The sequence below is a fragment of the Streptomyces coeruleofuscus genome, from assembly GCF_039532725.1.
Taxonomy (GTDB): domain Bacteria; phylum Actinomycetota; class Actinomycetes; order Streptomycetales; family Streptomycetaceae; genus Streptomyces; species Streptomyces coeruleofuscus.
The window spans coordinates 1,361,296-1,381,601 of the sequence record NZ_BAAASE010000001.1 but is presented as its reverse complement, the minus strand read 5'-3'; the positions used below and the strand labels follow the sequence as shown (position 1 = coordinate 1,381,601).

Here is a 20,306-nt window from a genome sequence, read left to right as displayed (position 1 = left end):
CTAGGGTGCCCCCGTGACCGCGATTACCGATGAGAACGTCCCGGGCCGCTCCGGCCCCTCCGCCACCGTCCAGGCCGATCCGCGCGAGGTGGGCCGGGTGCGCACCGAGTACTCGCCCGCGCACGACGGCGACCCCGACCCCGGCGAGATCGTCTGGACGTGGGTGCCCTACGAGGAGAACGACGGGCGCGGCAAGGACCGCCCGGTGCTCGTGGTCGCCCGCGAGCCGGCGGGGACGTTCCTCGCCGTGCAGTTGTCCAGCAAGCGGCACGACGGCCATCGCGAGTGGGTGCCGATCGGCAGCGGCCCGTGGGACCGGTCGGGCCGCGACTCGTGGGTCGACGTGGACCGGGTCCTGCGTCTGCACGAGGACGGCATGCGCCGGGAGGCCTGCGCCCTGGACCGTATGCGGTTCAACCTCGTCAGGCACCGGCTGCGGGAGCGCTACGGCTGGAGCTGAAGCCTTCCCGAAGGCGACCCGCACCCCGGAGCACCACGGCCCCCACCGTACGGTGCAACGGGGTTTTCGCCACCGGAGAACACCAGGGAAAGCGCCGGGAAACGTCCGGCCGCCCCGGATGACCGCCCTGGAACGCCCCGGTTCGCCCCCTTGTGCCGAGCGGGACGAGCGACTTGGGTGGGACGAGTGATCCCGGCCCGGGCCGCCGAAGAGCCCGAACCGGTGGCATGGTGGAATCTCAGGAGGATCCCGACATGTCCGATGCATCTACCGCACCGGCGGGTGGCTGTACCGAGCCGCACCCCGCCCTGTCCGAAGCCGAGGTCGAGGCCTTGGTCCGCGGCATCTGCTTCAAGACCGGCCCGCCACGCCGCCTCGGTGTCGAGGTGGAATGGCTCGTCCACGAGCTGCGCGCACCGCAGCTCCCCGTCACACCCGAACGACTCGACGCGGCCTACGCCGCACTGCGACCCCTGTCCCTGAGGTCGGCGCTCACCGTGGAGCCCGGCGGCCAGCTGGAGCTGAGCTCGCCCCCCGCCGCCTCACTGACGGAAGTCATCGCCACCGTCTCCGCCGACCTCGACGCCGTCCGCGCGGTCCTGCGCGACAACGGCCTCACGCTGGTCGGCCTCGGTCACGATCCCTGGCACGAACCCCGCCGGTTCCTGCGCGAGCCGCGCTACGACGCCATGGAGACCTGCCTCGACCGCACCGGCCCCTCCGGCCGCGCGATGATGTGCGCCTCGGCCTCCGTGCAGGTGTGCGTGGACGCCGGCCACGAGGAGCCGGGGCCCCTCGGCCACGTGCGGCGCTGGTGGCTGGCCCACCATCTGGGGCCGGTCCTGGTGGCCGCGTTCGCCAACTCCCCGCTCGCCGGTCACCGGCCGACCGGCTGGCTGTCCACCCGGCAGCTCGTGTGGACCCGGATCGGCCCCGGCCGGGCGGGCGGACCGCGGCTGGACGCCGACCCGCGCGGCGCCTGGTCCCGGCACGTGCTGGACTCGCCCGTGATGTGCGTACGGCGCGACGGCGGGCCCTGGGACGTCCCGGAGGGCCTCACCTTCCGGGAGTGGATCCGCACGGGCGTCCCCCGGCCGCCCACGCGGGAGGATCTGGACTACCACGTCACGACGCTGTTCCCGCCGGTCAGGCCGCGCGGCCACCTCGAACTGCGCATGATCGACGCGCAGCCCGGCGACGACGGCTGGATCGTGCCGCTGGCCGTGGTGGCGGCGCTGTTCGACGACCCGGAGACCGCCGAGACCGCCTACCGGGCCGTGAAACCGCTGGCCGAGCGGACGCTGGGGCTGCCCGCGCCGCACAATCCGCTGTGGCTCGACGCGGCCCGCAGCGGACTGGCCGACGCAGAGCTGCGCGAGGTGGCCGTCACGTGCTTCACGGCCGCGCTGGACGCCCTGCCCCGGCTCGGCGCCGCGCCCGAGGTGACGGACGCCGTCACGGACTACCTGGACCGCTATGTCGTCCGGGGCCGCTGCCCCGCCGACGACCTGCTCGACCGACAGCGCGGCACGGACGGTCGCGCCCACGGGAAGGACCTGCGCCCATGACCGACACCAGCCCCGCTGTCGACGCCGAAACCGCCGACCCGGAGGTTCTCCGCGAGCGCGCGGTCGCCTCGCTGGTCGTCGCCCGCGACCGCACCACCCTGCTGACGAGCTGTGTCGAGGAACCCGACCTGACCGCGCAGCACTCGCCGCTGATGTCACCGCTGGTGTGGGACCTGGCGCACATCGGCAACCAGGAGGAGCAGTGGCTGCTGCGGGCCGTCGCCGGGCACGAGGCGATACGGCCCGAGATCGACGGCCTCTACGACGCGTTCGAACACCCGCGGGCCGAGCGGCCGAAGCTGCCCCTGCTGTCGCCCGTGGAGGCACGCACGTACGCGGCCGATGTGCGTGGCCGCGCGCTGGACGTGCTGGAGACGGCCGCCTTCCACGGGACGCGGCTGACGGAGGCCGGGTTCGCCTTCGGGATGATCGCGCAGCACGAACAGCAGCATGACGAGACCATGCTGATCACCCATCAGCTCCGCCGGGGCCCCCAGGCGCTCACCGCTCCCGACCCGGAGCCGACGCCGCTGTTCACCGGCCCGTCCGAAGTCCTCGTCCCGGGCGGCCCGTTCACGATGGGCACCTCCGACGAGCCATGGGCCCTGGACAACGAACGGCCCGCCCACCGGCGCGAGGTCGCGCCCTTCCGGATCGACACCACACCCGTGACGAACGGCGCGTACCAGGCGTTCATCGAGGACGGCGGCTACGACGACCCGCGCTGGTGGACGGCGGACGGCTGGGCCCACATCCGCCGGAACTCCATTTCGGCGCCGCTGTTCTGGCGGCGGGACGGCAGGCAGTGGCTGCGACGGCGGTTCGGCGTCACCGAGGCCGTACCGCCGGACGAGCCGGTGCTGCACGTGTGCTGGTACGAGGCCGACGCCTACGCCCGCTGGGCGGGACGCCGGCTGCCCACGGAGGCGGAGTGGGAGAAGGCCGCCCGGTACGACCCGGCCGGCGACCGCTCCATGCGCTATCCGTGGGGCGACGCCGACCCGGGCCCGGAGCACGCCAACCTCGGTCAGCGGCATCTGCGTCCGGCGCCCGCCGGAAGCTACCCGGCCGGTGAGTCGCCGCTCGGAGTACGGCAGTTGATCGGTGACGTGTGGGAGTGGACGGCGAGCGACTTCCTGCCGTATCCGGGGTTCAGGGCGTTCCCGTACAAGGAGTACTCGGAGGTCTTCTTCGGGTCCGACCACAAGGTGCTGCGCGGCGGTTCGTTCGCCGTGGACGCGGTGGCCTGCCGGGGCACGTTCCGCAACTGGGACTACCCGATCCGGAGGCAGATCTTCTCCGGGTTCCGCACGGCCCGCTCGGAGGACGTCTGATGTGCCGTCATGTGGCGTACGTGGGACCGGCCGAGCCGCTCGGCCGACTCCTGGTGGAGCCCCCGCACAGCCTGTACCGGCAGTCCTGGGCGCCCCGCCGGCAGCGGTACGGGACGGTCAACGCCGACGGCTTCGGCGTCGGCTGGTACGCCGAGGGCGATCCGGTGCCGGCCCGTTACCGCCGGGCGGGGCCGGTCTGGGCGGACCTGTCGTTCGCCGATCTCGCCCGGGTCGTACGGTCCACCGCGCTGCTCGCCGCGGTGCGGGACGCGACACTGTCGGGCGCGGACGCGGAGGCCGCTGCGGCGCCGTTCGCCGCGGGGACCTGGCTGTTCAGCCACAACGGGGCGGTCAAGGGCTGGCCCGGCTCGCTCGCGCCGGTCTCCCGCAGCCTGCCGCCGGAGGACCTGCTGTCGCTGGAGGCCCGCAACGACTCGGCGCTCGTGTGGGCCCTGGTCCTGGCCCGGCTGAGGAACGGCGACGAGCAGGGCCAGGCGCTGGCCGACACGGTCCTGGAGGTCGCAGCCGCGGCCCCCGGTTCCCGGCTCAACCTCCTGCTCACCGACGGCGACACCGTCACCGCCACCGCCTGGGGCGACACCCTCTGGTACCTCCCCCGGCCCGGCGGCGGCACCGTCGTGGCCTCCGAGCCCTACGACGACGATCCGCACTGGCAGGAGGTGCCCGACCGCACCCTGCTCGCGGCGAGCCGCACGGACGTGCTGCTCACGCCGCTCAAGGAGCCGACCGACGCCTTCGTGCCCGCACTCCCCGAGGAGCCCCGTACGTGAGCCCGTTCCGCCTCACCCGCACACTGCCCGAGGACGCCACGGACGCCGCGCTGCGCGCCGACGTCCACCGGGGTCTGACCAGCCGTCCCAAGACGCTGCCGCCGAAGTGGTTCTACGACGCGCACGGCAGCGACCTCTTCGAGAAGATCACCGAGCTGCCCGAGTACTACCCGACGCGCGCCGAACGGGAGATCCTCCTCGTTCGCTCCGGCGACATCGCCGCGGCGACCAGGGCCCGCACCCTGGTCGAGCTCGGCTCCGGCTCCTCCGAGAAGACGCGGCACCTGCTCGACGCCCTGACGGACCTGCACACCTACGTCCCCGTCGACGTCAGCGAGAGCGCCCTCACCCAGGCCGGGCAGGCGCTCGCCGCCGAGCGGCCGGGGCTCGACGTGCACGCGCTGATCGCCGACTTCACCGCGGAACTGACGCTGCCCGGCACGCCGGGGCCCCGGCTGGTGGCGTTCCTCGGCGGCACGATCGGCAACCTGCTGCCCGCCGAGCGCGCCGCGTTCCTGGCGTCGGTGCGTGCCCTGCTCGCCCCGGGCGACGCCCTGCTGCTGGGCACGGACCTGGTCAAGGACGAGGAGGTGCTGGTCCGGGCGTACGACGACGCGGCCGGGGTGACGGCCGCGTTCAACAAGAACGTGCTCACCGTGATCGACCGCGAACTCGGCGCCGACTTCGAGCCCGCCGCGTTCGACCACGTGGCCCTGTGGGACGCCGAGCACGAGTGGATCGAGATGCGGCTGCGCTCCCGTACGGCGCAGACGGTGAAGGTGCCGGCGCTCGGTCTCGCCGTCGACTTCGCGGCGGGCGAGGAGCTGCGCACCGAGGTGTCGGCGAAGTTCCGGCAGGAGGGTGTGCGCGCGGAACTGTTCGCGGCGGGGCTGGACCTGACCCACTGGTGGACGGACGAGGCGGGCCGGTTCGCGCTGTCGCTGAGCGTGGCGCGCTGACACCACCGGCCCTCTCAACGGCGGCGGGCGGGAGACGACGTCTCGCGCTTCGCCGCCGTTTGGGGCACGGTGGAGTGACGCGCGGCACATCCGTCACAGAATCCGTCACAGAATCAGGAGCAGCGGCATGTCGAACCACACCTACCGGGTCACGGAGATCGTCGGCACCTCCCCCGACGGCGTCGACCAGGCCATCCGCAACGGCATCGGCCGGGCATCGGCGACCCTGCGCAACCTGGACTGGTTCGAGGTGACGCAGGTGCGCGGACAGCTCGAGGACGGGCAGATCGCGCACTGGCAGGTGGGGCTCAAGGTGGGCTTCCGGCTGGAGGAGTCCGAGTAGTCCGACCAGTCGGGCGTCCTCCGAACGGCCGGCTCGGTCCGGCAAGGGCGCCGAGGCGGAACGGCCCGGCCGCTCGCCCTGGGGCGGGTAGTCGCAGTCGATGATGCTCGCCTCCCGGTCGCCGACCTGCGAGTCGGCGATCGCCACGCCCGTGCGGGCCCGGCCGTGTTCGTCCGTCCAGGTGACGATCTCGCTCCGGTCGGGCTTCGCACAGCCGGTGAGCAGCACGGCGCCGACGAGCGCGGCCGCGGTGAGCACGCCCTCGTGCTCTCAGGTGCGGCCTTCCCGCTCCTGCGCCACCTTCAGCTCGGCGGACCTGGCCGCCCAGTCGGCCCGTACGACGGTGAAGCCCGCCCGCCGGGCGTCCTCGCAGACCAGTTCGTCGTCGTCCACGAGGACACGGACCTCGCGCGTACGGGCCAGCCGCCGCAGGATCTCCAGCTTGGTGAACCGGGCGGGCCGGCGATCGGCGTCGCGCCGCATGTACACCCGCCCCTCGGGCAGTTCCTGCGCGGCGAGCCAGTCGAGCGTGTCGCGCCGGCAGCGCTCGGGCCGCCCGGTGAGGTAGACGATCTCGCACTCCCGCGCGCTCTCCTTGACCAGTGCGATGCCCTCCGGGAGCGGCGGGTCCTGCGGCGCCGCCGAGAAGAAGCCGTCCCAGTCCCGCGGCCTGCGCTCCAGGAACCGCTGCCGGTGCGCGGTGTCGGCGAGGGTGTTGTCCAGGTCGAACACGGCGAGCGGGGCCTTACTACGGTCGTCATTCACGCTGCCCACCCTAGGACGTCCGGCGGTTCCCGTCGTCTGCCCCGGGCAACCGGCAGCCTCCCCCGACCTGCGCTCCCGGACTCCCGGCCCGGCCCCGTCCCACACCCCGGCAACCTTCATCCCCCGGGCGGCCACTGCTCTGCGACAGCCACACAGGCACAGGCACAGACAGGAGGCCGTATGCGCAACGCAGGGATCTGGTCGGTGGCGATGACGGGGGCCGCAATGGTCATGGCGCTGGCGGGGCCGGCCGGGTCGGCGGCCGCCGCCGGCGCGACCCTGGTCGTGGCGCCGAACGGGAACGACTCCGCCCCCGGCACGCTCGCCCGGCCGCTGAGGACCATCCAGCGGGCGGTGGACCTGGCGCGACCGGGCGACATCATCAGCGTGCGCGGCGGGACGTACGCCCTCAGCGACAACATCACCATCACCACCTCGGGGACCGCGTCCCAGCCCATCACCCTCTCCGCCCACCAGGGCGAGCGTGTGGTCGTCGACGGGGAGAAACTGCCCGCCAGCCACACCCCGGTCGGCGGCAGCATTCCGCGTGCCGAACGCGGGGCGGTCCACATGGAGGCGTCGCACTGGCGGATCTCGGGTCTGGAGATCGTCAACGGCCCGTACGGCGTGTACTGCGACGGCTGCGACGACAATGTCTTCGCGCGCCTCAGCACGCACGACAACTACGAGTCCGGCTTCCAGCTCCAGGGCGCCTCCAGCGGCAACCAGATACTGAACCTGGACAGTTACGGCAACCGCGACCCCCGCAAGAACGGCGAGAGCGCCGACGGCCTCGCCATCAAGGAAGGCAGCGGTTCGGGCAACGTGGTGCGCGGCGCCCGGTTGTGGAACAACGTCGACGACGGCTTCGACGCCTGGAAGTTCACCTCACCGATCACGATCGAGAACACGGTCGCGTACGGCAACGGCTTCAACCGCTGGAACTTCCCCGACTTCGCCGGCGACGGGAACGGCTTCAAACTCGGCGGGGGCAGCCCGGCCCCGGCCGTGGCCCACACGGTCCGGGGCAGCGTCTCGTTCAAGAACGCCAAGCACGGCTTCACCGACAACGGCAACCCGGGCTCCCTCACCCTGAGCCGCAACTCCACGTACGGCAACGCCGGTACGGGTTTCGACGCCGACGTCCCGGCCGGGACCGCCAGGCTCACCGGCAATCTGTCCGTCGCGGACCAGCGCCCGGCGGCCGTCGGGTCCGGGACCGTCGCCGACGGGAACTCCTGGAACCTCGGCGGAACGTGGGACGCCGCCTCGGTACTGAGCACCGACCCCGGTCCGCTCACCGGCTCCCGGGCGGCGGACGGCTCGCTGCCGAAGGCACCGGCGTTCCTCGTCCCCCGGTCCGGCACCGCCGTCGGCGCTCGCTTCTGATGGTCCGTACTCTTCACTGGCCGCCGACCGTCCTTTCCCGCGGGCGTCGCACTATCACCAATCCTTCGACTGTGGCGTGAACCAGCCACATCCAGAGGTCAATTGACCCGCACAGTTGATGGCTCAAGCGTCGCACTGACATACTCCGCATTCAGCCTCGCCACCACCCGTGGCCGGGGCTGGTCGGGGATCTCCACACAGAACCCCGAGGCCGTCCGCGTGAATCCGGACAGCGAGTTTTCCGGTTTCACGAGACCCCCACAGAGCCCGCACCCCCACAGTGCGTCCGGCATCCCTCCACCCTGCTCGAAAACCGGACGAGATCACTGACTCGAAGGGGTCGAGTGCGGGGCACGTAGCAGCGAAGAAGGTGCGCCTGTGCCCGAATTTCCACCGCGACGGGATGACACTCCCACATTCCCGCTTCCGCACATCGAACACGCTCCGCCGTCCCGTATATCCGACCTTCCCGAATTCCACTCTCTGCGTCGCGCGCAGCGCCGGTTCGGCACCCGGGCGACGATCCTGTCCGTCGGCGGATTCCTGCTGTATGTGCTGTTGTCGAGTTTCGTGCCCGCGGTGATGAACCAGCCGCTGTTCGGCCACCTCACGATCGGACTCACCCTCGGTCTCGGGCAGTTCGTCATCATGGGTGTGACCGCGTGGTGCTACGTCCGGCACATGCGCACCCGGGTCGACCCGCTCGCCCGCGGCCTGCGGTCCCGGCAGTACGAGAACGAGAACCGCCGCACCCGCCCGTCGGCACCGCCCCAAGGGGCCGGGCAGCCCGTCCAGCACGGCGCGAAGGGGTTCCGCACGTGGTGACGATCGCCGCCATCGACGACAGCAGTCTCCAGCTCACGTTCGTACTGTTCCTGACCGTGGTCGTGATCACCCTGTTCACGGCACTGCTGACGGCGCCCCAGCGCGACGAGATCAGCGAGTTCTACCTCGGCAACCGCACCATGTCGCCGTTGCGCAACGGCCTCGCCATGTGCGGCGACTACCTGTCCGCCGCCACCCTGCTGGGCAGCACCGGACTGGTCGCCCTGACCGGCTACGACGGGCTGATGTATCTCGGCGGCACCACCGTCGCCTGGATGATGGTGCTGCTGCTGATCGCCGAACCCCTGCAACGCACCGGGAAGTTCACCCTGGGCGACACGGTGGCGCTGCGCCTGCCCCGGCAGCAGCGGCCGGTGCGGGTGGCGCTGGCCGTCTGCATCCTGGCCATCACGACCCTCTACCTGGTGGCCCAACTCGTCGGCAGCGTCGCCCTGCTGACGCAGTTCACCGGCGCGCCGAGCGCCACCACCCGCACCCTGTGCGTGGCCGTGATCGGTACCTTCGTGATCCTGTACGCCTCCCTCGGGGGCATGCCCGGAGCGACGGTCATCCAGATCATCAAGGCCGTGATGCTGATCGCGGGCGTGCTGTTCACCGCGGGCTGGGTGCTGTACCACTTCGACTGGAACCCCAACGCACTGCTCGAGCGGGCCGCCGACCGCAGCGGAACCGGTCTGACCTTCCTCGAACCCGGGCTGCGCTACGGCGGCACCGTCAGCAACAAGCTGGACTTCCTCAGCCTCGAACTGGCCATCGTCCTCGGCCTCGCCGCCCTTCCGCACGTGCTGATGCGGCTGCTCGCCCCGCGCAGCAGCAGCGTCCTGCGCCGCTCCGTGGTGTGGGCCATCGGCCTGGTCGGCGCGGTCTGCTTCGGGGCCGGCATCCTCGGTCTCGGCGCCACCGCGCTCCTCGGCCGGGACGCCATCGAGAGTACGGACCGCACCGGCAACGCCTCCGTCCTGCTGCTCGCGCACGAGCTGGGCGGCAGCGTCCTCACCGCGCTGCTGACCTGCCTGGCGTATCTGACCCTGCTCGCCGTGGCGGTGGGCCTGACCCTGGCCGCGGCCTCGTCCCTCGCGCACGACCTGTACAGCGAGGTGATCCGCAAGGGCCGGGCGAGCGAGACGGAGGAGCTGACCGTCGCCCGGCTGTCGGGAGCGGTCATCGGCATCCTCGGCATCCTGCTGGCCCTCGTCGCCTGGGGGGCGAACACGGCGACGCTGGCGTTCCTCGCCTTCGCCATCGCGGCCTCCGCGATCCTGCCGACGATCGTCTACACCCTCTTCTGGCGCCGTTTCACCGCGAAGGGAGCGCTGCTCAGCCTCTACGGCGGTCTGGCCAGCTCCGTCCTGCTCGCCGTGTTCTCCCCCGTCGTCTCCTCCGCCCCGGCCTCGTTCTACCCCGAGGTCGACTTCGCCTGGTTCCCGCTCCAGAACCCCGGCATCGTCTCCATCCCCCTGGGCTTCCTGCTGGGCTGGCTCGGCACGGTGCTGGACAAAGGCCCGGCGGAGGACAGCACCGCACACGAGGAGTTCGAGGTGCGGATGCTCGTGGGCACCGGCGACTGACGCAGCACCGGACATCGGTGTCCGGGCACCCGGGACGCGAATTGCTAATGGATTCCATTTTCATGTAGCGTCCTCGGTGCCTGTCCACCGAGGAGGAGTCCCATGGCTGTCCCGAAGCGGAAGATGTCCCGCAGCAACACCCGTCACCGCCGCGCCCAGTGGAAGGCCGCCACGCCGACGCTGGTCCCGGTCACCGTCGACGGCGTCCGTCACCTCGTACCGCAGAACCTGGTCAAGGCCTACGAGCGCGGGCTGCTGCGCCCCCAGGGCTGACGCCGTGTCGCTCGAACGGCTGCCCGTCACCGTCCTCTCCGGATTCCTGGGGGCGGGCAAGACCACCCTGCTCAACCACGTCCTCGGCAATCGCGAGGGGCTGCGCGTCGCCGTCATCGTCAACGACATGAGCGAGGTCAACATCGACGCGGCCCTGGTGCGCGGCGGCGAGGCCGCCCTGTCGCGGACCGAGGAACGCCTGGTCGAGATGACCAACGGCTGCATCTGCTGCACGCTCCGCGACGACCTCCTGGAAGAGGTGGACCGGCTGGCCCGCGAGGGCCGGTTCGACCATCTCCTCATCGAGTCGTCCGGGATCTCCGAGCCGATGCCCGTCGCGGCCACCTTCGCCTTCGCCCGTGACGACGGCGCCACCCTCGACGACGTGGCCCTGCTGGACACCATGGTCACGGTCGTGGACGCGGCCAACTTCCTCGCCGAGCTGGACAGCGGCGACGACCTCGCCGAGCGGGGTCTCGCCCCCTACGAGGACGACGAGCGCACGGTCAGCGATCTGCTCGTCGACCAGGTCGAGTTCGCCGACGTCCTGGTCCTCAACAAGCTCGACCTGGTCGACGACGAGGCGGCGGCCCGGCTGCGGGCGGCCCTGACCCGGCTGAATCCGGCCGCTCGGCTGGTCCCGGCGACGCACGGCCGGGTGGACCTCCGCCAGGTGCTCGGCACCCGGCTGTTCGACCTGGAACGCGCCCAGCAGGCACCGGGGTGGGTCCGGGAACTCAACGGCGACCACGTCCCCGAGACCGAGGAGTACGGCATCTCCTCCACCGTCTTCCGGTCCGAACTCCCCTTCCACCCCGGGCGGTTGTGGACGTTCGTCACGGAGGAAGCGGACACCGGGACGTACGGGCGGATCCTGCGCTCCAAGGGCTTCTTCACCCTGGCGAGCCGCCCGCGGGTGACGGGCCTGTGGTCACAGGCCGGCTCCGTCGCCCGCTTCGAGCCCTCCGCGGCCCGGGACGGAGACACCCCGTTCGCGCAGGAGCTGGTGTTCATCGGCACCGGGCTGGACGCCCCGGCTCTGCACTCCGCCCTGACCGGCTGCCTGATGGCACCCGGCGAGCCCGTACCGGCGGACGACCCGTTCCCCGCCTGGGACACCTACGGCATCGACGAGGCCTGCGAGCACGAGCACGACGTGGCGGTCTCCGCGGTGTAGAAGAGGCGGCGGACCCGGTGCAGCCACGCCTCGACGGCCGCCTCGTCGGGCCGCTCGGGCAGCACGGCGGGCGTCTCGTCGAAGGCGGCCTCGTAGTGCCTGAGCAGGGGCAGCGCGGCCGCCGGGTCGGCGGCGACGCGCTCGCCGAAGGCGTGGTACTCCTCGGGGTCCTCGACGCGGATCTCCAGTCGGCCGGTGGAGTACAGCGACAGGCCCTGGTGGCACAGCCTCTTCAGGTGCCGGGCGTGCTTCGCGGTGCGCTTGCGGGTGTCCGCCGAGAACGAGCCGTCGCCGCGGTTCTCGAGCCGGCGGAACTGCTGGGTGGCGTAGCCGAGATAGGCGTCCCGGACGCGCTTCGCGCACAGGAACGACGTACGTATGCCGATCAGTTCGTCGCCCAGCGGGGTACGCACCTCGTACAACTCGTCCGGGAGCCACACCAGCTCCATGGCGGTCGGATTGCCGCCGAGGGCGAGCCGGCACCACTTGGCGGCCTCGTGCAGGGTGCGGTCCGGTGCCGTGGTGACGTGGGACTCCTTCGGCGTGTGGAGCCCGTGCAGAGCCTCGGTGGGCGCGGCGAACATGCCGAGGCGGTCGATGTCCGAGCCCTGACGGGCCAGGCCGTACGCGGTCGAGCCGACGATGCCGGACAGCAGGATGTTCGCGACGGCCATGGCCGGTCCCCCCTCTTCACGCGCTGTACCCGGCGGTGCCGGGCCGTGCCGGTCCATTGTCCTGACGTGCGGGGATGCGGTCACCGGGTTTTCGGCGAGGCGGCACCGGCGGGAATGCCACGATCCGTCACGCGTTGAACCCGGTGTGAGTTCCTCGATCGCCACCACCCGCTTCTCCGTCCTCGACCGGTCCCGCACCCGCGAGGGGCACACGCATCCCGAGGCGCTGCGCGACACCGTGCGGCTGGCCGGGGAGCTGGAGGGGCTCGGGTACCACCGGCTGTGGGTCTCCGAGCACCACGGCGTTCCCGGGGTCGCCGGTTCCGCGCCGACCGTGCTGGCGGCCGCCGTCGCCGCCGCGACGCGGACGATCCGGGTCGGCACGGGCGGGGTGATGCTGCCCAACCACCGGCCGCTGGTCGTGGCCGAGCAGTTCGGGGTGCTGGAGTCGCTGTTCCCCGGGCGGATCGACATGGGTCTGGGGCGGTCCGTCGGCTTCACGGACGGGGTGCGCAAGGCCCTGGGCCGCGACAAGGAGGACGCCGAGGACTTCGAAACCCAGCTGCGCGAGCTGCTCGGCTGGTTCCGGGGCACCTCCCCGACCGGCGTGCACGCCCGTCCCGCCGAGGGACTGACCGTGCCGCCGTTCGTCCTGGCCATGGGCGAGGGCGCCGGCATCGCGGCCCGGGCGGGTCTGCCCATGGTCATCGGCGATTTCAGGAACCGGGAGAAGATGCTGCGCGGCATCGATCACTACCGCGAGCACTTCCGCCCCTCGCCCTGGGCGAGCGAACCGTACGTGGTCGTCTCCGGCACGGTCGCGGTGGCCGGGACCCCCGAGGAGGCCCGGCGGCTGCTCGTCCCGGAGGCCTGGGCGATGGCGTACTCCCGCACGCACGGCACCTTTCCGCCGCTGCCGCCCGCCGAGCGCGTCGAGGCGCTCACCATGACCGGCAAGGAACGCGGCTTCTACGAGTCCGGCCTCGCGGGCCACATCGCCGGCACCGAGGAGCAGGTCGCGCACGAGCTGGAGACGGTGCTGAAGGAGACGGGCGCGCAGGAGGTCCTGGTCACCACCAGCACGTACGACCGCGAGGCGCTGCTGGACTCCTACCGGCGGCTGGCCGCGATCACCTCCGGTTAGAGTCGTTGCCCATGCACGACCCCCATGGCCCCCACGACCCTCACGATCCGTACGTCCGTGTCCGCGGTGCCCGCGAGCACAACCTCAAGGGCGTCGACGTCGACATTCCGCGGGACGTGCTGGCCGTGTTCACCGGCGTGTCCGGCTCGGGCAAGTCGTCGCTGGCGTTCGGCACGATCTACGCGGAGGCGCAGCGGCGCTACTTCGAGTCGGTCGCGCCGTACGCGCGCCGGCTGATCCACCAGGTGGGCGCGCCGAAGGTCGGGGAGATCAGCGGTCTGCCGCCGGCGGTCTCGCTCCAGCAGCGCCGGGCGGCTCCCACCTCGCGCTCCTCGGTCGGCACCGTCACCAACCTCTCGAACTCGCTGCGCATGCTGTTCTCCCGGGCCGGCACCTATCCGCCCGGGGCGGAGCGCCTCGACTCCGACGCCTTCTCGCCCAACACGGCGGCCGGGGCCTGCCCGGAGTGCCATGGGCTCGGCCGGGTCCACCGTACGAGCGAGGAGCTGCTGGTCCCCGACCCGTCGCTGTCGATCCGCGAGGGCGCGATCGCCGCGTGGCCGGGCGCCTGGCAGGGCAAGAACCTGCGGGACGTCCTCGACGCACTCGGGTACGACGTGGACCGGCCGTGGCGGGAGCTGCCCGCCGGCGAGCGTGAGTGGATCCTGTTCACGGACGAGCAGCCGGTGGTCACCGTGCACCCGGTGCGGGACGCGGACCGGATCCAGCGGCCGTACCAGGGCACGTACGTGAGCGCCCGGCGGTATGTGATGAAGACGTTCTCGGACTCCAAGAGCCCGGCCCTGCGTTCGAAGGCCGAGCGGTTCCTCACCAGCGCGCCCTGCCCGGCGTGCGGTGGCAGCCGGCTGCGGCCCGAGGCGCTCGCGGTGACGTTCGGCGGCCGGACCATCGCCGAGCTGGCGGCGTTGCCGCTGATGGAGCTGGCCGCCGTTCTCGACGCGACGTCGGAGACCGCCAGGGTCCTCACCGACGACCTCACGTCCCGTATCGCGCCGATCGTCGAACTCGGCCTCGGCTACCTCAGCCTCGACCGGTCCACCCCCACCCTCTCCGCGGGCGAGCTGCAACGCCTGCGCCTCGCCACCCAGCTGCGCTCCGGCCTGTTCGGGGTCGTCTACGTCCTCGACGAGCCGTCGGCGGGACTGCACCCGGCGGACACCGAGGCGCTGCTCGTCGTGCTGGAGCGGCTGAAGGCGGCCGGGAACTCGGTGTTCGTGGTGGAGCACCACCTCGATGTGGTCCGCGGGGCCGACTGGCTGGTCGACGTGGGCCCGCACGCGGGCGAGCACGGCGGGCGGGTGCTGCACAGCGGCCCGGTCGCCGGGCTGGCGGCCGTGGAGGAGTCGGCGACGGCCCGCTACCTGTTCGACGACTCCCCCGCCCCCGCGCGCGAGGTGCGCGAGCCGAGCGGGTGGCTGAAGACCGGGCCGGTCACCCGGCACAACCTGCGGGGGGTGTCCGCCGAGTTCCCGCTCGGGGCGTTCACCGCGGTCACCGGGGTGTCCGGCTCCGGCAAGTCCACGCTCATCGGGGAGATCACGCAGGACACGGCCGGAGTGGGCCGGCTGGTCTCGGTCGACCAGAAGCCGATCGGACGCACCCCGCGCTCGAACCTCGCCACCTACACCGGCCTCTTCGACGTCGTGCGCAAGGTGTTCGCGGCGACCGACGGGGCACGCGCGCGGGGCTTCGGCGTCGGCCGGTTCTCCTTCAACGTGGCGGGCGGGCGCTGCGAGACCTGCCAGGGCGAGGGGTTCGTCAGCGTGGAGCTGCTGTTCCTGCCGAGCACGTACGCGCCCTGCCCGGACTGCGGCGGGGCCCGGTACAACCCTCAGACGCTGGAGGTGACGTACCGGGGGCGGAACATCGCGCAGGTGCTGGACCTGACGGTGGAGAGCGCGGCGGAGTTCTTCGCGGACACCCCGGCCGTCGCCCGCAGCCTCGGCACGCTGCTCGACGTGGGCCTGGGCTACCTCCGCCTCGGCCAGCCCGCGACCGAGCTCTCCGGCGGCGAGGCCCAGCGCATCAAGCTGGCGAGCGAACTCCAGCGCGGCCGGCGCGGCCACACGCTCTACCTCCTCGACGAGCCCACGACCGGCCTCCACCCGGCCGACGTGGACGTCCTGATGCGCCAGCTGCACGGCCTCGTCGACGCCGGGCACACGGTGATCGTCGTCGAGCACGACATGTCCGTCGTCGCGGGCGCGGACTGGGTCATCGACCTCGGCCCGGGCGGCGGCGACGCGGGCGGCCGGATCGTGGCGGCGGGACCGCCGGCGGAGGTGGCGCGGTCCGGGCCGAGCAGGACAGCGCCGTATCTCGCCCGCACGCTGTCCGGGGCCGGCTGAGGCCAGGAACCGGCCCAACGCGGCGGCCCAAGGGGAACAGCCTCGGCACGCCGCTCTCGCCCGAGCCGCCGCCGGGGCCGGTCGCGGCGAGCGCCAGGGTGTTCCGCCCACCGAGCCCGCTGCGGGCCGGACACGGCACCACCGCCGGACCGGTATGCGCCCCCTACGCCACCAGCACCGTGTGCGTCCACGCCGGCGCCGCCGTCTCCTGGGGTTGGACGGAATGGGCCAGGGAGCGGCGGTCGGAGTGGGTGCCCGGGGGGATGGGGGCGCGGATCTCGACCTCCGCGACCAGGCCACGGGCCGTCGCCACGCGCCACAGTGAGGCGAGCAGGGTGTCGTCGCCGACGAACGCGGGGGCGGTGGTGGTGGTTCCGCCGGTGAGCCGGTAGCGGATCCGGACCGGCTGGACCGGCACCCCGGCGTCGAGGGCGGCCTGGAAGACGGCCCGGCGAAAGGTGCCCTGGGCCCGGCCGCACCAGGTGCTGCCCTCGGGGAAGGCCGCCACGGCGGAGCCCTCGCGCAGGGCCCGGGCGATCCGGGCGACGGTGTCCGGGAGGGACCGCAGCCGGTCCCGGTCGATGAACAGGGTGCCGCCGCGGGCAGCCAGCGGCCCGGCGACGGGCCACCTCCGTACCTCGGTCTTGGCCAGCATCCGGGCGGGGCGCACGGCGGCGAGCAGCGGTACGTCCAGCCAGGAGATGTGGTTGGCGACCAGCAGCAGTCCGCCGCTGGGGGCGGCGGCGCCGGTGACGCGGACCCGGATCCCCGCGGCCCGCACGATCCACTGGCACCACCGCCGGATCAGGGACGCCGGTATCCGAGCGCCGAGCGGCGACAGCGCGATCCCCGCGAGCAGCAGCAGGACGACCCCGGTGAGCCGCAGCACGGCACGCGGCACGGCACGCGCCGTCACCGCCGCCGGCGCCTCGACACAGGCCCGCGGTGTGCAGGGCGCGGTGGGCAGCCAGGCGCTCATCAGGCGGGGACGAGGGACAGGAAGTGCCGCAGGTAGCGCGCGTTGATCCGGCTCATCGGCAGCAGCACGTACAGGTCGGCGACGCCGAAGTCCGGGTCGTGGGCCGGTTCCCCGCACACCCAGGCGCCGAGGCGCAGGTAGCCGCGCAGCAGGGCGGGCAGTTCGACGCGGGCGGCGGGCACCGGGCCCGGGACCCACGGCAGCAGCGGCCGCACGCGGTACTCCTGCGGCGACAGGTGCTTGGCGTTCACCCGGTCCCAGGTGGCGGAGGCCACGGTGCCGCCGTCCGCGAGCGGGACGGAGCAGCAGCCGGCGAGCCACTCGTGGCCCCGGTCGACCATGTAGCGGGCGATACCGGCCCAGATGAGGCTGATGACCGCGCCGTCGCGGTGGTCGGGGTGCACGCAGGAACGGCCGACCTCGACGAGCTCCGGCCGGATCCCGGCGAGGGAGCTCAGGTCGAACTCGCTCTCGGAGTACAGGCGTCCGGCGACGGCCGCACGCTCCGGCGGCAGCAGCCGGTAGGTGCCGACGACCTGGCCGGTCGTCTCCTCGCGGACGAGCAGGTGGTCGCAGTACGCGTCGAACGGGTCGACGTCCAGCCCGGGTTGCGAGCCGGCCAGCAGGGCGCCCAGCTCCCCGGCGAAGACGTCGTGCCGCAGCCGCTGCGCGGCACGCACGTCCTCCTCGCTCCGGGCGAGGGCGACGGTGTAGCGGGTGGGGGCCGTGGGCTGCGCGGGGCGGTCGACGGTCAGTACGCCGGTCATGGCTTCTCCTGGTCACGGGCCGGGGGCGGCGAACGGTGCCGCCGTCACTGTTGTGCCCATGCCGCCTGACCTTCGCGTGACCAGTGCCGGGAGCGCGGATGCCGGGATGTTGAATGCCTGGAGCCCGGAAAGGCGAGACGGGGCCGGTGAGCACCAACCGGCCCCGCCCGTCCGCACCAGACGGCGAACGCTTCTACCTGCCCGGACCTACCGCTTGCTCACCTTCCGCGTGGCGCGCAGCCACTCCTTGTTCATGCCGGTGATGGACATGAGCGGAATGCCCTTGGGGCAGGCCGTGGCGCACTCTCCCGTGAGGGTGCATCCGCCGAAGCCCTCCTCGTCCATCTGCGCCACCATGTCCAGCACGCGCGTCTCGCGCTCGGGCGCGCCCTGCGGCAGTACGTTCAGGTGGTTGACCTTGGCGGACGTGAACAGCATCGCCGCGCCGTTCGGGCACGCGGCGACACACGCTCCGCAGCCGATGCACTCGGCGTGTTCGAAGGCGAAGTCGGCGTCCGGCTTCGGCACCGGCGTGGCATGTGCCTCGGGAGCCGCACCGGTCGGCGCGGTGATGTACCCGCCGGCCTGGATGATCCGGTCGAACGCCGAACGGTCGACGACCAGGTCCTTGATCACCGGGAACGCGGACGCCCTCCACGGCTCGATGTCGATCGTGTCGCCGTCCTGGAACGACCTCATGTGCAGCTGGCAGGTGGTCGTGCGCTCGGGCCCGTGCGCATCGCCGTTGATCACGAGCGAGCAGGCACCGCAGATGCCCTCGCGGCAGTCGTGGTCGAAGGCGACCGGGTCCTCGCCCTTGAGGATGAGCTCCTCGTTGAGGGTGTCGAGCATCTCCAGGAAGGACATGTCGGAGGAGATGCCGTCCACCTCGTACGTGGACATGGCGCCTTCGGCGTCGGCGTTCTTCTGCCGCCAGACGCGCAGGGTGAGCTTCATGCGTAGCTCCGCTGGGTGGGGTGGACGTACTCGAAGACCAGGTCTTCCTTGTGCAGGGTCGGAGCCTCGCCGGTGCCGTTGAACTCCCAGGCGGCCGCGTAAGCGAACTCCTCGTCCTTCCGGTCGGCCTCGCCGTCGGGAGTCTGGGACTCCTCGCGGAAGTGGCCGCCGCAGGACTCGCCGCGGTGCAGCGCGTCGAGACACATCAGCTCGGCCAGCTCCAGGTAGTCGACGACGCGGTTGGCCTTCTCCAGGGACTGGTTGAACTCCTCGCCGGTGCCGGGCACCTTGACGCGCCGCCAGAACTCCTCACGGATCTGCGGGATGCGCTCCAGCGCCTTGCGCAGCCCCGAGTCGGTGCGGGCCATGCCGCAGAACTCCCACATGAGCTCGCCGACCTCGCGGTGGAAGGAGTCGGGCGTGCGGTCGCCGTCGACGGACAGCAGCAGGTTGAGCCGGTCCTCGGTCTCGGCCAGCACTTCCTGGACTACTGGGTGGCCGGCGTCGACCCGGTCCTTGTGCGGGTTTCGGGCGAGGTAGTCGTTGATGGTCGCCGGGAGCACGAAGTAGCCGTCGGCCAGTCCCTGCATCAGCGCGGAGGCGCCGAGCCGGTTGGCCCCGTGGTCGGAGAAGTTGGCCTCGCCGATCGCGAACAGGCCGGGAATGGTGGTCTGGAGGTCGTAGTCGACCCACAGGCCGCCCATCGTGTAGTGCACGGCGGGGTAGATCCGCATGGGCACCCGGTACGGATCCTCGTCGGTGATCCGCTGGTACATGTCGAAGAGGTTGCCGTACTTGGCCTCGACGGCCTCCCGGCCCATGCGCTCGATGGCGTCGGCGAAGTCGAGGTAGACGCCCTGCCCGCCGGGTCCGACGCCCCTGCCCTCGTCGCAGACGTTCTTCGCGGCGCGGGAGGCGATGTCACGCGGCACCAGGTTGCCGAAGGACGGATAGATGCGCTCCAGGTAGTAGTCGCGCTCGTCCTCGGGGATCTCGTTGGGCGGGCGGTCGTCGCCCTTGGCCTTCGGCACCCAGATGCGGCCGTCGTTGCGCAGCGACTCGCTCATCAGCGTCAGCTTGGACTGGTGCTCGCCGGTGCGCGGGATGCAGGTGGGGTGGATCTGGGTGAAGCAGGGGTTGGCGAAGTAGGCGCCGCGCCGGTGCGCCCGCCAGATCGCGGTCGCGTTGGAGTTCATGGCGTTCGTCGACAGGTAGAAGACGTTGCCGTAGCCACCGCTGGCGAGTACGACGGCGTCCGCGAAGTACGTGTCGATTTTGCCGGTGACGAGGTCCCGGGCCACGATCCCGCGCGCCCGCCCGTCGACGACGATCAGGTCGAGCATCTCCGTACGCGGGTGCATCTCGATGTTCCCCGCGGCGATCTGCCGGCTGAGGGCCTGGTAGGCGCCCAGCAGCAGTTGCTGTCCCGTCTGGCCACGGGCGTAGAAGGTCCGCGACACCTGGACGCCGCCGAAGGAGCGGGTGTCCAGCAGGCCGCCGTACTCGCGGGCGAACGGCACGCCCTGTGCCACGCACTGGTCGATGATCTCGACGGAGATCTGTGCGAGCCGGTGGACGTTGGACTCGCGGGCCCGGAAGTCACCGCCCTTGACGGTGTCGTAGAACAGCCGGTGGATGGAGTCGCCGTCGTTGCGGTAGTTCTTCGCCGCGTTGATGCCGCCCTGCGCGGCGATGGAGTGGGCGCGGCGCGGGGAGTCCTGGTAGCAGAACTGGACGACGTGGTAGCCCTGTTCGGCGAGGGTGGCCCCGGCGGAGCCGCCGGCGAGGCCGGTGCCGACGACGATGACGGTGTGCTTGCGCCGGTTGGCGGGGTTGACCAGCTTGGCCTCGAAGCGGCGCTTGTCCCAGCGCTCGTTGACGGGGCCCTTCGGCGCCTTGGTGTCGGTGACCGGTTCGCCGGTCGCGTAGTCGGTGTAGGTCAT

19 protein-coding genes are annotated in these 20,306 nt (G+C 72.1%); 13 read left to right on the top strand and 6 right to left on the bottom strand.

The window, feature by feature from the left end; all coding sequences use genetic code 11:
* The first annotated feature begins 13 nt into the window (after window positions 1–13).
* The 6 genes from ABFX81_RS06030 to ABFX81_RS06005 all read left to right on the top strand — a co-directional run bounded on the left by ABFX81_RS06030 (window position 14) and on the right by ABFX81_RS06005 (window position 5,455).
* Window positions 14–460: a type II toxin-antitoxin system PemK/MazF family toxin gene (locus ABFX81_RS06030; RefSeq protein WP_086852842.1), complete on the top strand. Its 447-nt coding sequence runs from the start codon at window positions 14–16 to the stop codon at window positions 458–460.
* A 254-nt stretch (window positions 461–714) separates the two neighbouring features.
* A complete protein-coding gene (gene egtA, locus ABFX81_RS06025) occupies window positions 715–2,028 on the top strand; it encodes an ergothioneine biosynthesis glutamate--cysteine ligase EgtA (RefSeq protein WP_086852840.1) in 1,314 nt (437 codons plus the stop codon).
* A complete protein-coding gene (gene egtB / locus ABFX81_RS06020) occupies window positions 2,025–3,362 on the top strand; it encodes an ergothioneine biosynthesis protein EgtB (RefSeq protein ID WP_086852837.1) in 1,338 nt (445 codons plus the stop codon). Before egtA ends, egtB begins: the two co-directional genes overlap by 4 nt.
* Window positions 3,362–4,153, top strand: a complete 792-nt coding sequence (egtC, locus tag ABFX81_RS06015) for an ergothioneine biosynthesis protein EgtC (RefSeq protein ID WP_086852834.1) — start codon at window positions 3,362–3,364, stop codon at window positions 4,151–4,153. Before egtB ends, egtC begins: the two co-directional genes overlap by 1 nt.
* Window positions 4,150–5,112 carry an L-histidine N(alpha)-methyltransferase gene (gene egtD / locus ABFX81_RS06010; protein WP_346137711.1) on the top strand — a complete coding sequence of 321 codons (963 nt, stop codon included), beginning with the start codon at window positions 4,150–4,152 and terminating at the stop codon, window positions 5,110–5,112. The genes egtC and egtD overlap by 4 nt, the downstream gene beginning before the upstream one ends.
* Before the next feature lie 127 nt (window positions 5,113–5,239).
* Complete coding sequence (locus tag ABFX81_RS06005) at window positions 5,240–5,455, top strand: dodecin (protein WP_150484436.1); 216 nt, start codon at window positions 5,240–5,242, stop codon at window positions 5,453–5,455.
* Window positions 5,456–5,725: 270 nt separating this feature from the next.
* On the opposite strand, the gene ABFX81_RS06000 is transcribed toward ABFX81_RS06005, so the two are convergent.
* The gene (locus tag ABFX81_RS06000) at window positions 5,726–6,220 is read right to left on the bottom strand and encodes a phosphatase domain-containing protein (protein WP_193508448.1); all 495 of its coding nucleotides are present in this window, start codon (window positions 6,218–6,220) and stop codon (window positions 5,726–5,728) included.
* Between the two features lie 180 nt (window positions 6,221–6,400).
* Between ABFX81_RS06000 and ABFX81_RS05995 the strand changes: the two genes are divergently transcribed.
* The 5 genes from ABFX81_RS05995 (at window position 6,401) to ABFX81_RS05975 (ending at window position 11,473) form a co-directional block, all read left to right on the top strand.
* The gene (locus ABFX81_RS05995; protein ID WP_346137710.1) at window positions 6,401–7,609 is read left to right on the top strand and encodes a right-handed parallel beta-helix repeat-containing protein; all 1,209 of its coding nucleotides are present in this window, start codon (window positions 6,401–6,403) and stop codon (window positions 7,607–7,609) included.
* 378 nt (window positions 7,610–7,987) lie between these two features.
* Window positions 7,988–8,434 (top strand): DUF485 domain-containing protein, encoded by a 447-nt coding sequence (locus tag ABFX81_RS05990; RefSeq protein ID WP_086854404.1) that lies wholly within the window; start codon window positions 7,988–7,990, stop codon window positions 8,432–8,434.
* A complete protein-coding gene (locus ABFX81_RS05985; protein ID WP_086854405.1) occupies window positions 8,428–10,023 on the top strand; it encodes a sodium:solute symporter family transporter in 1,596 nt (531 codons plus the stop codon). Before ABFX81_RS05990 ends, ABFX81_RS05985 begins: the two co-directional genes overlap by 7 nt.
* 102 nt (window positions 10,024–10,125) lie before the next feature.
* Window positions 10,126–10,296 carry a 50S ribosomal protein L32 gene (gene rpmF, locus ABFX81_RS05980; RefSeq protein ID WP_086854406.1) on the top strand — a complete coding sequence of 57 codons (171 nt, stop codon included), beginning with the start codon at window positions 10,126–10,128 and terminating at the stop codon, window positions 10,294–10,296.
* A gap of 4 nt (window positions 10,297–10,300) precedes the next feature.
* A complete protein-coding gene (locus tag ABFX81_RS05975) occupies window positions 10,301–11,473 on the top strand; it encodes a GTP-binding protein (protein ID WP_086854407.1) in 1,173 nt (390 codons plus the stop codon).
* Here the strand turns inward: ABFX81_RS05975 and ABFX81_RS05970 are convergent.
* On the bottom strand, window positions 11,416–12,147 hold the full coding sequence (locus tag ABFX81_RS05970) for a DNA polymerase beta superfamily protein (protein ID WP_086854408.1): 732 nt from the start codon (window positions 12,145–12,147) through the stop codon (window positions 11,416–11,418). The two genes, ABFX81_RS05975 and ABFX81_RS05970, sit on opposite strands and share 58 nt — an antisense overlap.
* 145 nt (window positions 12,148–12,292) lie before the next feature.
* Here ABFX81_RS05970 and ABFX81_RS05965 point away from each other — a divergent pair, with 145 nt between their 5' ends.
* Window positions 12,293–13,291: an MsnO8 family LLM class oxidoreductase gene (locus ABFX81_RS05965; protein ID WP_086854409.1), complete on the top strand. Its 999-nt coding sequence runs from the start codon at window positions 12,293–12,295 to the stop codon at window positions 13,289–13,291.
* 11 nt (window positions 13,292–13,302) lie between these two features.
* A complete protein-coding gene (locus ABFX81_RS05960) occupies window positions 13,303–15,660 on the top strand; it encodes an ATP-binding cassette domain-containing protein (RefSeq protein WP_086854410.1) in 2,358 nt (785 codons plus the stop codon).
* Window positions 15,661–15,823: 163 nt separating this feature from the next.
* Here ABFX81_RS05960 and ABFX81_RS05955 read toward each other — a convergent pair whose 3' ends face one another.
* From ABFX81_RS05955 to ABFX81_RS05940, 4 genes are all read right to left on the bottom strand, one after another.
* The gene (locus ABFX81_RS05955) at window positions 15,824–16,639 is read right to left on the bottom strand and encodes a 1-acyl-sn-glycerol-3-phosphate acyltransferase (RefSeq protein WP_086854411.1); all 816 of its coding nucleotides are present in this window, start codon (window positions 16,637–16,639) and stop codon (window positions 15,824–15,826) included.
* On the bottom strand, window positions 16,639–17,406 hold the full coding sequence (locus ABFX81_RS05950) for a GNAT family N-acyltransferase (protein ID WP_086854412.1): 768 nt from the start codon (window positions 17,404–17,406) through the stop codon (window positions 16,639–16,641). Before ABFX81_RS05950 ends, ABFX81_RS05955 begins: the two co-directional genes overlap by 1 nt.
* Window positions 17,407–17,613: 207 nt before the next feature.
* Window positions 17,614–18,363 (bottom strand): succinate dehydrogenase/fumarate reductase iron-sulfur subunit, encoded by a 750-nt coding sequence (locus ABFX81_RS05945; RefSeq protein ID WP_086854413.1) that lies wholly within the window; start codon window positions 18,361–18,363, stop codon window positions 17,614–17,616.
* Complete coding sequence (locus ABFX81_RS05940) at window positions 18,360–20,306, bottom strand: fumarate reductase/succinate dehydrogenase flavoprotein subunit (RefSeq protein WP_346137709.1); 1,947 nt, start codon at window positions 20,304–20,306, stop codon at window positions 18,360–18,362. The genes ABFX81_RS05945 and ABFX81_RS05940 overlap by 4 nt, the downstream gene beginning before the upstream one ends.

What these genes read in the sequence shown, in the direction of transcription:
- egtA (WP_086852840.1), top strand. Translation starts at nt 715, where the DNA reads ATGTCCGATGCATCTACCGCACCGGCGGGTGGCTGTACCGAGCCGCAC.
- egtB (WP_086852837.1), top strand. Translation starts at nt 2,025, where the DNA reads ATGACCGACACCAGCCCCGCTGTCGACGCCGAAACCGCCGACCCGGAG.
- egtC (WP_086852834.1), top strand. Translation starts at nt 3,362, where the DNA reads ATGTGCCGTCATGTGGCGTACGTGGGACCGGCCGAGCCGCTCGGCCGA.
- ABFX81_RS06005 (WP_150484436.1), top strand. Translation starts at nt 5,240, where the DNA reads ATGTCGAACCACACCTACCGGGTCACGGAGATCGTCGGCACCTCCCCC.
- ABFX81_RS05995 (WP_346137710.1), top strand. Translation starts at nt 6,401, where the DNA reads ATGCGCAACGCAGGGATCTGGTCGGTGGCGATGACGGGGGCCGCAATG.
- rpmF (WP_086854406.1), top strand. Translation starts at nt 10,126, where the DNA reads ATGGCTGTCCCGAAGCGGAAGATGTCCCGCAGCAACACCCGTCACCGC.
- ABFX81_RS05970 (WP_086854408.1), bottom strand. Translation starts at nt 12,147, where the DNA reads ATGGCCGTCGCGAACATCCTGCTGTCCGGCATCGTCGGCTCGACCGCG.
- ABFX81_RS05960 (WP_086854410.1), top strand. Translation starts at nt 13,303, where the DNA reads ATGCACGACCCCCATGGCCCCCACGACCCTCACGATCCGTACGTCCGT.
- ABFX81_RS05955 (WP_086854411.1), bottom strand. Translation starts at nt 16,639, where the DNA reads ATGAGCGCCTGGCTGCCCACCGCGCCCTGCACACCGCGGGCCTGTGTC.
- ABFX81_RS05950 (WP_086854412.1), bottom strand. Translation starts at nt 17,406, where the DNA reads ATGACCGGCGTACTGACCGTCGACCGCCCCGCGCAGCCCACGGCCCCC.
- ABFX81_RS05945 (WP_086854413.1), bottom strand. Translation starts at nt 18,363, where the DNA reads ATGAAGCTCACCCTGCGCGTCTGGCGGCAGAAGAACGCCGACGCCGAA.
- ABFX81_RS05940 (WP_346137709.1), bottom strand. Translation starts at nt 20,306, where the DNA reads ATGACCTACACCGACTACGCGACCGGCGAACCGGTCACCGACACCAAG.